This is a genomic window from Frankia sp. R43 (assembly GCF_001306465.1).
Lineage (GTDB): Bacteria > Actinomycetota > Actinomycetes > Frankiales > Frankiaceae > Parafrankia > Parafrankia irregularis.
Map to the genome: position 1 here is coordinate 611,050 of NZ_LFCW01000004.1, position 14,431 is coordinate 625,480.

Here is a 14,431-nt window from a genome sequence, read left to right on the forward strand (position 1 = left end):
CGAACGCCCCAGAGCATCACAAGCACATCATGCGGCAGTCGTCCCACCCGCGGCCCACGGAGCGCCTGTCTTTCCGCCTAAAGTCCGGGTGCAACTCCGGCCGACCACGGTACTTCTAACCCTGACGCACGCCGACCGCCCCCGTTACAATGACGGGTGGCCGAGCGGGCGACTAGAGTCGGTCCGGTTCCTTCATTTGAATCCGCCGGGCGAGGACCAGGAGCGCGCAGGTGAGCAACGCCGCCATGGGCAGTTCGCTGCCAGGGCCCGTCGTCGTACTCGAACATGGCGGGACCCGGTGGCGGGCCGGCCGCGGCGCGGAAATCACGGTCGGGCGCAGCAGCGCCTGCACCATCAAGCTGCCGGATGACATCTACCTGTCACGGCACATGGCCTCGCTGCGGGTTCTCGACGACTGCGTCCTGGTGTACAACAAGTCCCAGTCCAAGCCGTTCTCGCTGCGCCCGCCCGTCGGGGCGGACAGGGTCATCGAACCCGGCGCGGCGGTCACATCCCTGCCGTTCTCCGAGTTCGACATCGTCCTGGCCCGACAGGGTGGGGCGACCGCCACCATCCATGTCGACGCCTCCGCCGTCACCTATGACCGCCGGTTCTTCGGCGCCAGCACGCTTTCCGAAAGCCGAGCGACGATCGGCGGGCCACTGCAGCTCACCCCGGCACAGCGGGACATCATCGTCGAGCTGTGCCGGCCGCTGCTGACCCGCTGCGGAAGCGACGCCCGCCCGGCCACCTACCAGGAGATCGGGGCACGGCTGAACCTGAGCCCAAGGTATGTGCGCAACGTCATCACCGACATCCGGCAGGAGCTGAGCCGGCGCGGCGTCCCCGAGCTGACGGACTGGGAGTCTCTGGCGCACTGGATGATCCTCAACCGGGTGGTCACCGAGGACGACCTCGGCCCGCCCGCCCAGCAGTAGCCAGGAGCGCCGGCCGCACGCCGGACGCACGCCGGGCGAATCCGTCCACGCGGCCGCCCGCAGGGTACGGACAGGCCCACGGACCCACCCCCGGACCCGGTGCGGCCATGGGGTGTAGCGCTCCACTACCCGGCCGCAGGCTCGTCATCTAGGTTCTCCGGAGTCGGCGGTCGACGCCGACCTGCCGAAAAGAACACCCGTGGTGGTGCCCTCGGAGGTCACAGCGGTATGGCCCTGTTAAGCGTCGGGCAGGTGATACGCGATACCTACACCGTCGAACGACTGCTGGGCCGCGGCGCCTTCGCCGAGGTCTACCGGGTCGAGCACCGGTATCTGGGCCGGCAGGCGATGAAGGTGTTCCGGCAGGAGGGAATGTCCGCGGAGCAGGTGCGGGACGCACTCGGTGAGGCAATGCTGCTCTCCAGGCTGGGTCACCCGAACATCGTTCGTGTCTTTGAGGCGAACACCGTCGAGGCGGACAGCGGCGGCCATGCGTACTTCACCATGGAATATGTCAACGGCGGCACACTGACCGGTTTCCGGCAGTCGTTCGGTGACGCGTTCGTGCCCATTCCCGTCGCGGTCGACGTCATGCGCCAGGTCGCCCGTGGGCTGGCGGTCGCCCATCGGGAATCACCACCGATCGTCCACCGCGACATCACCCCGCAGAACATTCTGGTCGGCTACGACCGGGACGGGCCCCGGGCCCGGATCAGCGATTTCGGGCTCGCCCGGAAGGTCAGCGCGCTGACGCTGCTGGCCAGCTCGCAGGGAACCATCGCGTTCATGGCGCCGGAAACACTGCTGCACCCCCATCTGGCGTCGGTGCCGGGCGATGTCTGGGCCCTCGGCGCGGTGTTCTACCTGCTGCTGACCGACGAGTTCCCCTACCCGCGGCGCGCCGCCGGCGATCCGATCACGGCCGCCTGGGACACCACGGCGCTCGTGCCGCCGAACCAGGTGCGGTACGCGGTCGACGACCTGCTCAACGCGATCATCGTCCGGGCGCTGTCCTTCGACACCGCGACGCGCTACCCGTCCGCGGCCGAGATGCTCGCCGACCTCGAGGCCTGGCCAGCGCGCCAGAACCCGCCCCACCAGGACGGGCCACCTCGGCATGTGCCGCCCCAGGACCCGCCTCCCGCGGACACCGGACCCACAGGCACCGGACCCACGGGCACCGGACCCACGGGCACCGGACGCGACAGCCGACGCGCGGACACACCACGCACAGACCGGCCGCGGCAACGCGGGCGGGAACCGGGGCCGGCCGGGGAGATCGCCGCCGGCAAGAACACAGGGGGCTGACGCCTTGACCACGCACGGCACCGACCTCGCCCCGCTGCGGCGGGTGTCCGCCCAGCTCTACCGCCAGAACGCGTTCCGCCTCACCGGCGTCCCGCTGTCGGCCACGGCCCGCGACATCAGACGGCAGTCGGACATGCTCGCCATCCTGGAGAAGACCGGGGCACCGCTGCCGGTACCGGACCTTCTGCCGTTGCGGCCCGAGCCGTCCAGTGCGGACATCCGGGCCGCTCTCGACCGGCTCGCTGATCCGCGCCAGCGGCTTGTCGACGAGTTCTTCTGGTTCTGGCCGGTCGGCGGCGGCAGCAGCTCCGGCGGCGGCGACGACAGCCGCGGCGCCGACACCGGCGAGGACCCGGCGCTGGCCGCCCTGGCCGCCGGTGACACTCAGGCGGCGGCCAGGTTGTGGGCCGCCACGGCCGAGAACAGTGACCGACAGGTACCCGCGCCGGACGCCGCGAACGCGCTGCACAACGTCGCGGTGCTCGGTCACCTGCAGGCGCTGGACGCCGAGCTGACCCCGGGCTCGGAACCACCGGACTGGGTCCTGGTCTACCGCCGCTGGGGGGACGTCCTGCGCGACCACCAGGTATGGAGCGGTCTTGAGGAGCGTATCCGCCGCGCCGCGGACGCCCGGCTCGACGCTGACCTGGCCGACACCATCCGCACCGGGCTGCCCGCCGCGCTGCTGTCGATCGGTGCCGGGCTGGCGGCGGAGGCCATCGCCGCCGGCGAGCGTGACCGGGCCGAGCGGCAGTTGACGGCCATGCGCGGCGCGCGGCTGGGAAGCGACGCCGAGGAGACCCTGGGCGCCGCCCTGCGCACGGCCGGCGCACCGTGGGCTGACGAGATCGATCGGCTGTGCGACAGCGCCGTGGGGGTGGCCAACGGCACCCGCAAGGAGGGCCTGGCGCAGGCGGAGCGCATCCTCACCGAGTCCACGGGCGCGCTCGAGCGCCTGGACCTGCTGCTGCCCGCCGACGAGTCGACACGGGTACGCACCCGCGACCGGGTGGCCGTCGAGACCCTGACCTGTCTGCTCGCGTTCGACCAGGCCCGGGACCGGCCGGAGCCCCCGACGGAGAGCTCTGTCCGCGAGCAGCAGCGGATGTCCGCAGCGACCGTCCGCGCCGAGGGGGTCGCGGCGTCGGAGACGGTCCGGGAACGGCTGGCTGAGAACCGCCGGATCCTGGAGGCGGCCACGCAGTCGTTCACGTGCTGGTTCTGCGAGGAGGAGCCGGGCGTCTCCGCGGCGATGGAGATCTGGATGCACGGCGACATCACCCGGACCTATCCCCGGGTGAGCTGGCGCAACACGAAGGTCACGGTGCCGCGCTGCTCGTCCTGCGAGAGCCGGACCTCGCGTCGGCAGGGTGCGGCCGTGCTGCGCTGCGCCCTCTACCTCCTGGTCGCGATCAGCATTCCCACCATGCTGTTCCCCGGCTCCGGCGGCGGCTTCATCGCCCTCGCCGTGTTCGCCGCCTTCGCCGCGCTCCTCGTCGACGTGCTCGCCGCGGTCGCGCCCGCCGGGCGCCGGGAGAAGGCGCGGCTGGACTCCTTTCCCGTCCTGAAGGACCTGACTGCCCGCGGCTGGAACCGCGGCGAGAAACCTCTGGGGATTGGCAATGTCTGACAGCCGGTGGCCCGACGGTCTGCGCCAGTGGCGCCATCCGCGTGCCTTCCGCATCGCCCCGCCGTCGATTCCGGAGAAATGGGCCGACGCCCTGTGGGCTTCCCTGCAGGACGGACCCGCGTCCGCCGAGCAACCGGCACCGGAGCCACCCGCCGTGGCGCAGTCGGAGAATGCGGCTGCCGCGGGCACGCTGCGATCGTCGGCCGTGGCCGAGCTCGCCACCGGGCTGTGGCGGCTGCGCCGCCGTCTCGACGCGACCGCGGCCGCGACCGGTGCCGGTGCCGGTGCGGCGGGGGCCCGGTCGGGGGACACCCGCCGGCTGCAACGGCAGCTCGACTCCCTGTGGAGCACCCTCGGCGCGGCGGGTGTCGAGGTCCAGGACCACGACCGCATCCCGTACGACTCCGGGCTCGACCTGCAGGTCCTGGAGTTCCAGCGAACCACCGGGCTGACCGGCGAGACCGTCCTGGAAACCCTGCGGCCCAGCGTCTATCTGCACGGCCAGCGGGTGCAGACCGGTGAGGTCGTCGTCGGCACCCCTGTTGAGGAACCTTCCAGCGGACCGGAGGAACGATGACGCGCTCGACGATGGACTTCGGCATAGACCTGGGCACCACCAACAGCGCGATCGCGGTCCTGGACGGCACCGACGCCCGCATCGTCAAGAACGCCTTCGGTCATGACACGACACCGTCGGCGGTGTTCGCCGACCGCACCGGGCGCATTCATGTGGGTGCCCGGGCACGTGAGCGCGTCGAGTCCGACCCGGCGAACGCCGCCGCCGAGTTCAAGCTGCGGATGGGGCTGCGTGACCAGGCGAAGAGCTTCGCCAACAGCGGCCTCGCGCTGAGCCCGGAGGAGCTTTCCGCGCATGTGCTGCGCGCGCTGCGGGCGAACGTGACACAGCAGCTGGGCGAGGAGATCCGGGCCGCGGTCATCACCGTGCCGGCCGCGTTCGAGCTGAACCAGACCGACGCGACCCGGCGGGCCGCCGAGGCGGCCGGCCTGGAGCTGTCACCGCTGTTGCAGGAACCGACCGCGGCCGCCCTCGCCTACAGCTTCCAGCGCGACGAGGACAACATCTACCGGCTCGTCTTCGACCTGGGCGGCGGCACGTTCGACGCGTCCATCGTGCATATCCGCGACGGCGAGTTCGACATCGTCAACCACCGCGGCGACAACTTCCTCGGCGGGAAGCTCATCGACTGGGCCATCGTCGAGCAGCTGCTGATTCCGGCACTGCTGCGCCAGCACTCGCTGCCCGGCTTCGGCCGCGGTGAGCCGGCCTGGGCGCAGGCGATCGCGAAGCTGAAGGCGGCGGCGGAGAACGCGAAGATCGAGCTCTCCTCGTCGCCCACGGCACTGATCGACATCAGCGAGCCGCCGCTGTGCACCGACGCGGACGGGAACCCGGTCGAGTTCGTCCACGAGCTGCAGGCCGCGGACGTCGAGGCGCTGACCGAGCCCTTCGTCGCCCGTGCGGTCAACATCTGCCACGCCGCGCTGGCCGAGAGCCAGCTCGCGCCGGAGAAGATCGACCGGGTGCTGCTCGTCGGCGGCCCCACCCTCATGCCGTACCTGCGTCGGCGCCTCGCCGAGGGCCTCGGCATCGAGCTGGACGTCAGCCAGGACCCGATGACCGTGGTGGCCCGCGGGGCGGCCATCTTCGCCGGAACCCAGCGCCTGCCGGTCGGGCCGACCCGCCCCGACGTCTCCTTCACCGTCGACCTCGAGTACAAGCCGATCGGCTCCGACCCGACGCCGCTGGTGGGCGGGGTCGTCCGGGGGCCGGCCGGGCGGAGCCTGGAGGGCTTCACCATCGAGCTCGTCAACGCCGACGCCCGCCCGCCGTGGCGCAGCGGGAAGATCACACTTCCGGCCGCCGGCTCGTTCGTCACCACGCTGCGCGCCGAGCCCGAGCGCCGCAACGTCTACAGCATCGTGCTGGAGAGCCCGACCGGCGGCGGGGAGCGGATCCAGCCCTCGGAGCTGACCTACACCCTCGGTGTCGTCGCGCCGGCCGCCACCCTCACCCACTCGATCGGGGTGGGTCTGTCCGGCAACGAGGTCGCCTGGCTGCTGGAGAAGGGCACCCGGATCCCGGCCCGCGGCCACGAGATCCTGCGCAGCACCGTACGGCTGGTCCGCGGCCAGTCGGGTGGGCTGCTGCGGATCCCGATCCTGGAGGGAGAGCACGCCCGGGCCGACCGCAACCGGCAGGTGGGCTCCCTGGAGATCCTCGCCGCCGAGGTGGCGCGGGACATCCCGCCCAACAGCGAGATCGAGGTGGATATCGAGATCGACGGGTCCCGGCTCGTGACCACCAGGGCCTTCGTCCCGATCCTCGAGGAGGACTTCGAGACGGTCCACGACCTGACCACCGAGCGCGCCCCGGACCCGGCCGAGCTTCGCCGCGCGCTGGAGGCCGAGCGGCGCCGGCTGGCCGACCTGCGCTCCGACGCCCGGCGCACCGGCGACCCGGCAGCACAGGCCATCCTTGACGCACTGGACGACGAGCAGGTCGTCGACCAGATCGAGAACGACGTGGCGTCCACCGAGCACGGCGACACGGACGCGGCGAGCACCGCCGGCAAGCGCATGCTGGATCTCCGGGCGAAGCTCGACGACGTCGAGCACGCGCTGGAGTGGCCGTCCCTGGTGGAGCTGGCGAACCGGGTGCTGGCCGACGCCCCCGGCCTGATCGAGGAGTACGGCGACACCAAGGACCGCAAGCGGCACGAGCGGATCGCCGCCGAGGTGCGCCGCGCGCTGGACGGCCGGGACGCCGCCCACCTTCGGATCCTCGTCGACGAGCTGACCGCCCACCTGGCGATCATGGTCGACCGCAAGACGGGCGCCGTGGTGATGGCCAGGTTCTCCCAGCTGGTCGAACGACGCGCCCAGCTGCGCGACCAGGCACTGGCCAACCGCCTGATCACCGAGGGGCAGCGCGCCGTCGACGCCAACGACACCGAACGGCTCCGGGCGGTGATCCGCCAGCTCCTCGAGCTGCTTCCGGACACCGACCGGGGATCCGAGAGCGAGGACTTCAGCAATGTCTACAAGAGCCGCTGACGTGCCCGCCGATGCCATCACCACCGACGTCATCACCACCGACGTGGCCCCCGGTGCCGCGGCCCCCCGTGCCGTGGCCCTCGATGGTGCCGCCGCGGGCCTGAGCGTCGCGGAACCGGCCGCTCTCCTCGGCGAGATCATGCGGGGGCAGGCAGCCGCGCTGGCGCGATCCGGCCGGTACGCCGACGCCGTACGGCTCCTGACGGAGCTGGCCGCCGGTCGTGACCACACCGCGGCGGAACACGACCTGCTCGCGCGGATCCACGCGCAGCAGGGCCGCTTCGACGACGCCGAACGCCACTGGCGGGCCGCGCTCGCCCTGGACGGCACGGCCGGCGGCGCGGTCGCGGGGCTGCACCGCCTGGAACGGCTGCGCGGCCGCCGCGGCGGCAACCGGCTGCGCGACGGCGTCGCCGCCGGGCTGCTGGTCGTGCTCGCCTTCGGCGGCGGCTGGTGGCTCAGCCACGAGCAGAACGACTCCGCACCCGCCGCGGACTCCACGGCCGCGGCCGTGCCCGCCCCGGTGCCGATAGCCGGCACCACCGTGACGGGCGGCGCGCCGATGGGCCCGGTGGGAGAGCTGGCCGCGAGCCTCACCGGCCCCGAGGCCGACGTCATCAGGGCAGGCAGCCAGGTGGCCGTCGTCTTCCACGACCCGCTTTTCACCGCCGGCGACAGCCTCGGGCCGCAGGGCCGCACCGCACTCACCGGGCTGGGGGCGCGACTCGCGGCCATACCCGGCGTCGGCGTCGAGATCGTCGGGCAGAGCGACGGCCTGCCGGTCCGCGCCGGCGGCCCGTTCGCCGACAACGCCGCGCTGCGGCGGGCTCGCGCCACCGCCGCCGCGCTGGCCCTGCGCGAGTCCGGCGTCCCGGCCGCCGCCCTCACGATCTCCGCGGCGGACACCGCGGTCGCGCCCTACGCCGACGGCGCCACCGGTGATCCCCGCAACCGAACGGTGATCCTGCGCATCACCCCACCGGCCTGAGGCGACAGCGGCCCCCGACGCCGGAGATCACGAGACACCGAAGCACAGCAGACACCGACGAGCAGCAGACACCGACGAGCACAGAAACACAGAAAGGACGTCCACCCATGCCTCAGGCCAAGCCGACGCCCGCCCCGGCGCCGGCCCCGGCGGAAAGGTCCCACGACCCGGTCGCCGTGGCGCTGGCCAATGCGGCGCTGCTCGGCGGTGGTTACCTGATGCTGGGCCGCCGGAACCTCGCCGTCGTCACCACGCTGGTCACGGCCGAGCTGCTCATCATCTTCGCCTCGTCGGCGCAGGTGCTGTGGTTCGCATTGGTCCTGCTCGGCTGGTGGCTGGCGCTCGTCGCGCACGGCTGGTACCTGGCCGGCGGCTGGCCGCGTGGGCGCCGACACGAGGCGTCACCCGACGGGTCCGGGCCACAGCCCAGGCCGGGCGGGCCGCGGCCACGCCGGTCGTGGCGGCTGCGGTCGGTCGCCTTCGGGGCCGCGCTGCCGGTGCTGCTGACGGCGGTCTTCCTGCGGCTCGACGTCGAGCGGATCGACAACGATGTCGACAAGGGCCGTCAGGCCAGCGACTGCGGGCGGGTGGAGGCCGCGCTCGACCGGGTGTCACCGGCGCACCGGATGGTCGCCATCTCACCCGGCTCCGACGGTGAGGACATGGTCACGGCGTGCGCGACGCTACACCTCACCGCCGCCAAGCTCACCACCGGGCGCACCCCCGGGTCGAGCTCGGTGGAGATGCTGGAGGCCGGCTTCGAGGAACTTGTCAGTATCCGCGCGCAGTCACCGGACTACCAGGGCATGGTCCAGACGACGGTGGACCAGTTCTTCGACGGCCTGCCGACCAGGGATCCGTGCGTCACCGTACGCGTCCTGGACTGGCTGGCCACCGATCTGCCCGACAAACAGTCGGCGGGCAGGGCGGCCGACGTGGTTCGCCGGCTGGCCCCCGAGGCACTGCTCGACTGCGGCGACGACACGGTGGCCCAGGACCGGGCGGGCGCCCGGACGACCTACCAGACGCTGATCGACCGGTACCCGAACCACCAGCTCGCCGGGCAGGCCCGGGAGAAGGTGGCGCAGATCGACCAGGCCATCGCGCTGGAGAACCTGCAGCGGAACCTGGACCAGGTCCGCGCCTCCCTGGTCCCGCAGAGCAGTGGCAGCCTGCCCGCGTACTGCTCCTCGCCGGCGCCCTACCTGACCGCCCGCACCGGCGGGCCCGGCCGCGCCATGCTCTTCGGCGCCTCCGACTACGTCGACAAGCTGCCCGGGGAATGGCGGACCACCGACGTCAATGACGCGACCCGGGTCATCTGCGCCGGCGATGCCGAGTACGGTGCCGCGGTCCGGACCTGCCCGTATGAGAACGTCGGGAACGTGACGTTCCACCGGGAGGCGGTGCCGGTGCGCGTCTACGACCTGCGGACCGGCCAGCTCATCAGCGACACCCGGGTGGAGATCAGCGGATCGAGCTGCCCGTACTTCATCTACGGCTACGGGACGAAGAAGTTCGTCACCCCGTCCGACGGCGATGTCCAGGCCGCGTTCAGACCACTGATCAGCCCCTGAGGCAGGCCGGGGCGTCAGTTCCAGTCCCCCGTCCGCCCCGCCATCGCCCTGCTTCCAGGGACGGTGGCGGGGCGTCCTGCACCCAGACCTTCGATTAGAATTTTTTTCTAGAAAAATTTTCTAGATCTTGCTAGCGTCCCACCATGCGCGACAACGAAGCGGCGGCGTTCACGGCCACCGCGGTGGTGACCGGCGGCAACCGCGGGATCGGCCTCGCGGTGGCGAGCCAGCTCCTGCATGCGGGCGTGCGGGTGGTTCTCGTCGCCCGCGATCCCGCGCGCGGCGAACAGGCCCGGGCTCAGCTCGACGCCGACTGGCGGGCCCGGAACGCCCGCGGCACCGGGGGCGCTGGGGGCTCTGGGGGCGCCGCTGCCGGGCGCGACGCGGAGCTGCCCCGGGTCGGCCTGGTCGTCGGCGATCTTTCGGACGTCGCCGGGGTGCGCGCCACCGCCGCCGCCGTGCTGGACGCCTGCCCCAACCTGGAGATCCTGATCCACAACGCGGGCATCTGGCCTGCCTCCCGCATCCTCAACGCCGACGGGCTGGAGCAGGCGTTCGCCACGAACCATCTCGCGCCGTTCCTGCTCAACCACCTGCTCCAGGAGCGCCTCGCCGCCAGCCGAGCGCGGGTGGTTCAGGTCAGCGCCGGTCTCTACGTGAAGGCACGGATCGACCTCGACCGGACCCCGCGGGGTGAGGACTTCCACCCGATCCGCACCTATGCCATCACCAAGGCCTGCAACCTCGCGCTCGTCGCGCCGTTCGCCCGCCGCTGGCAGGACGCGGGCACCGGCATCCGGATCAACGCCGTGCACCCGGGCGTCATCCGCACCGGGCTCGGCGACCGGCGCGGCCCGCTCGGCCTTCTCCTGAAGACGGCGAAACGGTTCTGGACCCCGGTGGAACAGGCGGCGCCGCCCATTACCCGGCTGGCGCTCGACACGGAGGCGGGCGCCGGCACCGCGCCCGTCGTCAATGGCGGGCAGGATCTCGGCACTGTCACCGGGCGCTACTTCGAGATCGGCCAGGAGATGCCGCTGGCGTCGCCCCTCGACGACACCGCGCTCGCCCGGCGGTTGTGGGTGCAGGCCGCGGAGCTGACCGGGGTCCGCGACGACCCAGCGGCCTACCCGGCGGCCATGTGAGATCCTCGGGCCAGCCATGGCACCCAGACAACCGCGCGGCGAGGAAACCGTCGAACGCCTGCTCACCGCGGCACTCGACGTGTTCGCGAGCCGAGACGCCGGCGGATTCACCGTCGCCGCGGTCACCGCGGCGAGCGGGGTCAGCCTCGGCAGCCTCTACCACCACTTCGGCACCTTCGACGGCCTGGCGGCCGCGCTCTACGAACGGTGCATGATGCGGCTGCTCGACCGCCTCGTGCCCGCCGTCGAGCAGGCCGACGGCGCGGCAGCCGGCATCCGTGCCGCCGTCACCGACTACCTCGGTTTCGTCCACGACGAGCCGGCGGCCGCCCGCGTCATCCACCTTTCCGGATTCGCGCCGAGGACACCCGAACAGGCCCAGCACTTCGCCCGCAACAAGGCCGTGCGCATCGACCGCCTGCTCGCCTGGCTGCGCCCGCACACGGGCGCCGGACGGATCGTGGACCTGCCGGACCTCCTGATCGAGATGCTGCTGATCGGCCCGCCCGCCGAGCTTTCCCGCCGTTGGCTGGCGACGAGCACGGGCACGGCTGCTCCGACGGAGGCGGGTGCGGGTGCTCGCAGCGACCTCGACGTCGCGGCCGAGCTGCTGCCTGAGCGGGTCTGGCAGTCGCTGCGCGGCCCGAACTCGTGAGCCCGGATCCGCTCAGCGCCCGAAGGTGAGCTCCCGCGCGTTGTCGTACATGATTCGCTGTTGTTCGGCGGCGGTGAAGCCGGCGACGTTGGCGAGGAAGTCCTTCGGCGCCGGGAAACCCTCACCGTGCGGCCAGTCGGAACCGAACAGGATCCGCTCCACCGGCAGGAACTTCGCCAGGTCGTGGACGTCCTCCTCGACGAACGGCGCCACCCAGCAGTGCTCGATGAACTGGTCGCGCGGGCTGGTCGTGAATCCGCCGCCGTGCGCCAGGTAGTCGAGCGCAAGCAGCAGTGACGGTACCCAGGCGCAGCCGTTCTCGATGAACGCGACCTTCAGCTTCGGGAATCGTTCGAAAAGCCGGTGCGCCACCAGGACGTAGGCGAAGTCGTGGACCGTCCGGTGCTTGGTGAGCCCGGAGAAGGTCGACGACTGGCCGAGGCGCTGCGTGTCACCGGGCGCGATGCCGGCCATGTGGATCTCACCCCATGCCTCGCCCATCAGCTCGTTGACCCGGTTGTAGGTCTCGTCCGAGCCGTCGTGCGTGGCGACGACGATGCCGGCCTCCGCGGCGAGATGCCAGAACCGGTCGAACATCGGGTCGGCTGGTGACCGGTTGCCGTCGCGGGTGACGGCGGCGCCGTGGCGGATGTTCACCACCCGGGCACCGTGGTCAAGGCACCACCGCAGCTCCCGCACCGTCTCGTCCGGGTCGCACATGGTGATGTACGGAACGCCGAAGATGCGATCCCGGTAGGCGAATCCCCACTGTTCCTCGACCCACCGGTTGAAGGCGCGGTAGCACTCGATCGCCGCCTCCGGGTCGGTGTGCAACAGCGGCTCGATCACCACCCCCTGGGATGGGAACATCCAGGTGGACTCGACGCCCTGGGTATCCATCACGGCCAGCCGGGCATCGCGTTCGAACCAGTCCGGATGGTCCGCGGCGCTCTCGGTGAAACCGGCCAGGAAGACGTCCCGGCTGGTGCCGCCCTGGAAGTACTCCAGGAACGCCCCGGGCAGTGGCCGCGGGTGCACGTCGGCCGGGCCGGGCAGCCATTCGGTCCGCACCCCGTCGACCAGGTAGCGCAGCGCCCCGTCGACTTCCCTGATCTGGACGCCGCGGTCGGCGAACCGCGGGTCGCGATGGCGCGTGAACGCGTCGGACGTCTCCCAGTAGTGGTTGTCCGCATCGAACAGCCGCGGAGTTCGCGCGCCTAACTCGTTCATCGTGCCGCCCCTCGTGCGCTCTGGTCTGTTCCGTTGTCAGGCGGTGCCGTGCCGCAGCAGCTGGCCGGGCGTGTCGTCCGTGCACACTCCGTCGACGAAGGTCGTGCGGCCGTTCACGATGATCCGGTCGTAGCCGACGGCCTTCTGCACCAGCCGCCATTCGCCGGCCGGGTAGTCGAACAGCCGCTCCTGCGGCAGCGCGTCGACGGTGTCGGGGTCGTAGACGATGACGTCGGCCGGGCGGCCCTCGGCGATCGACCCGCGGTCACGCAGCCCGACGGCCATCGCGGGGTAGGCGGACAGCCGCCAGTGCGCCTCCTCCAGCGACATGATCTCGTGCTCGCGGACCCAGTGGCCGAGCAGCTCGGTGCCGAACCGGGCGGTGGTGACGAACTTGGTGTGCGCGCCGCCGTCGCTGATGCCGGGCAGCGCCACCGCGCAGGACGCCACCTCGCGGACGGCCTGGGTGTCCATGTCGATCATGGTCGTGCCGAAGCCCACGTTGAGGTCACCGGCGACGGCGATGTCGAGCATGGCGTCGGCCAGGTGCTTGCCCTCCCGGGCCGCGATCTCGCCGATGGTGAAGCCCTCGTAACGCTCCTTGAGCGCCAGCGCGTCCCGGGCGTCGCTGGTGATCCAGTTCACCGTGATCTCCGCCAGCGGGTAGCCGGCGGCCCCGAAGCCGCCGCCCAGCTCGTCGACCGCCGCACGCAGTGCCGGCCGCCGCGCCGGGTCGGCGAACTTGGCGATCTTCTCCTCGAGGGTGCCGAGCCCGGCCTCCTTCCAGGCCGGGAAGATGTCCATGAGGTTGTAGTTCTCCAGGACGATCTCGGACTGGAAGCGCACGATCTGCGCCGAGGCGAAGACCCGCAGGCCCTCGGACTCGTTCAGCTCGTTGAGCCGGGCGATGGTGGCCAGGTGGGGGAACTGCGACTCGCCGTGCTGGTTCACCGAACCGGTGGGCGCCAGCGCGTTCCAGATGATCGGGCGGCCGCTCTCGCGGGCGATGAGCGCCGCGGTCTCCAGCTGGCCGGTGATCTGCGTGGTGCCCCGGCCGATCCGGCGCAGCGCCCGAGAGAAGGCGACGACCTCACGCTCGGTCATCATGTCGGTGACCATGGGCGTGCCGTCGTAGTCGAGCTGGACGTTGAACAGGTCACCGGCGATCTGCGAGCTCCAGCCGCAGCCGCCGGCCTCCATCCCCTCGATCAGGAGCTGGCACATCCGGTCCAGCTCGTCGTCGGACGCCCGCAGCTCCTTGGCCTTGTCGACACCGACGACGTACGTGTAGAGCGGCGCCAGGGGCACCAGCGACATCACGTTCACGCCCTTGGGCGTCCGGTCGATGCTGTCGAGGAACTCGGGGTAGGTGACCCAGTCCCACGGCATCCCGGCGCGCATCGTCTTGACCGGCACCGCCTCGTTGCGGGAGAGGCTGAGCATGGTGCGGTCCTGGTCCTCGGGCCGGCACGGCGCGAAACCGAAGCCGCAGTTCCCGATCAGCACCGTGGTGACGCCGTGCCAGCCCGACATCGTCGCCCACGGATCCCAGAACAGCTGGCTGTCGTAGTGGGTGTGGATGTCGACGATGCCCGGGGCGACGATCTTTCCGGTGGCGTCGACGACCTCGGCGCCGTCGGTGGCGCTGATGACCCCGATCTGGGCGATCCGGCCGTCCTTGATCGCGACGTCGGCCCGGTAGCGAGGCGTGCGCAGCCCGTCGATGACGGTGCCACCTTTGATCACGATGTCGTATAAGGCCATCTGCACGCCTCCAGCACCACCCGGGATCGCCCCGGGAACCGCCCACCAGGTCCGAGCAAGCTAACATCCTTGCTGAGCGTTCAACAAGTGTCGCGCGGGACGGCGACGTTCAGACAACGGA

General features: G+C 71.5%; 11 protein-coding genes. 9 read left to right on the plus strand and 2 right to left on the minus strand.

All coding sequences use genetic code 11. The features are described 5' to 3' along the window. The first annotated feature begins 230 nt into the window (after nucleotides 1-230). The 9 genes from ACG83_RS19890 (at nucleotide 231) to ACG83_RS19930 (ending at nucleotide 11,316) form a co-directional block, all read left to right on the plus strand. Complete coding sequence (locus ACG83_RS19890) at nucleotides 231-938, plus strand: hypothetical protein (RefSeq protein ID WP_083473385.1); 708 nt, start codon at nucleotides 231-233, stop codon at nucleotides 936-938. A gap of 228 nt (nucleotides 939-1,166) precedes the next feature. Beyond that, entirely contained in the window at nucleotides 1,167-2,246 is a 1,080-nt protein-coding gene (locus tag ACG83_RS19895) for a serine/threonine-protein kinase (protein ID WP_054567703.1), read from the plus strand. Between the two features lie 4 nt (nucleotides 2,247-2,250). Beyond that, nucleotides 2,251-3,876 (plus strand): hypothetical protein, encoded by a 1,626-nt coding sequence (locus ACG83_RS19900; protein WP_054567704.1) that lies wholly within the window; start codon nucleotides 2,251-2,253, stop codon nucleotides 3,874-3,876. Then, nucleotides 3,869-4,453, plus strand: a complete 585-nt coding sequence (locus ACG83_RS19905) for a hypothetical protein (RefSeq protein WP_054567705.1) — start codon at nucleotides 3,869-3,871, stop codon at nucleotides 4,451-4,453. The genes ACG83_RS19900 and ACG83_RS19905 overlap by 8 nt, the downstream gene beginning before the upstream one ends. Beyond that, a complete protein-coding gene (locus ACG83_RS19910) occupies nucleotides 4,450-6,951 on the plus strand; it encodes an Hsp70 family protein (protein WP_054567706.1) in 2,502 nt (833 codons plus the stop codon). The genes ACG83_RS19905 and ACG83_RS19910 overlap by 4 nt, the downstream gene beginning before the upstream one ends. Then, nucleotides 6,932-7,939, plus strand: coding sequence for a tetratricopeptide repeat protein (locus ACG83_RS19915; RefSeq protein ID WP_054567707.1), 1,008 nt, complete (start codon nucleotides 6,932-6,934; stop codon nucleotides 7,937-7,939). The genes ACG83_RS19910 and ACG83_RS19915 overlap by 20 nt, the downstream gene beginning before the upstream one ends. 107 nt (nucleotides 7,940-8,046) lie before the next feature. After that, nucleotides 8,047-9,516 carry a tol-pal system YbgF family protein gene (locus ACG83_RS19920; protein ID WP_054567708.1) on the plus strand — a complete coding sequence of 490 codons (1,470 nt, stop codon included), beginning with the start codon at nucleotides 8,047-8,049 and terminating at the stop codon, nucleotides 9,514-9,516. Between the two features lie 143 nt (nucleotides 9,517-9,659). After that, nucleotides 9,660-10,661: an SDR family NAD(P)-dependent oxidoreductase gene (locus tag ACG83_RS19925; protein ID WP_054567709.1), complete on the plus strand. Its 1,002-nt coding sequence runs from the start codon at nucleotides 9,660-9,662 to the stop codon at nucleotides 10,659-10,661. A gap of 16 nt (nucleotides 10,662-10,677) precedes the next feature. Next, the gene (locus ACG83_RS19930; protein WP_054567710.1) at nucleotides 10,678-11,316 is read left to right on the plus strand and encodes a TetR/AcrR family transcriptional regulator; all 639 of its coding nucleotides are present in this window, start codon (nucleotides 10,678-10,680) and stop codon (nucleotides 11,314-11,316) included. 12 nt (nucleotides 11,317-11,328) lie between these two features. Here ACG83_RS19930 and ACG83_RS19935 read toward each other — a convergent pair whose 3' ends face one another. Both ACG83_RS19935 and ACG83_RS19940 read right to left on the minus strand, forming a co-directional pair. Beyond that, a complete protein-coding gene (locus ACG83_RS19935; RefSeq protein ID WP_054567711.1) occupies nucleotides 11,329-12,546 on the minus strand; it encodes an amidohydrolase family protein in 1,218 nt (405 codons plus the stop codon). Between the two features lie 36 nt (nucleotides 12,547-12,582). Next, nucleotides 12,583-14,310: an amidohydrolase family protein gene (locus ACG83_RS19940; protein ID WP_054567712.1), complete on the minus strand. Its 1,728-nt coding sequence runs from the start codon at nucleotides 14,308-14,310 to the stop codon at nucleotides 12,583-12,585. Nucleotides 14,311-14,431: the final 121 nt, after the last annotated feature.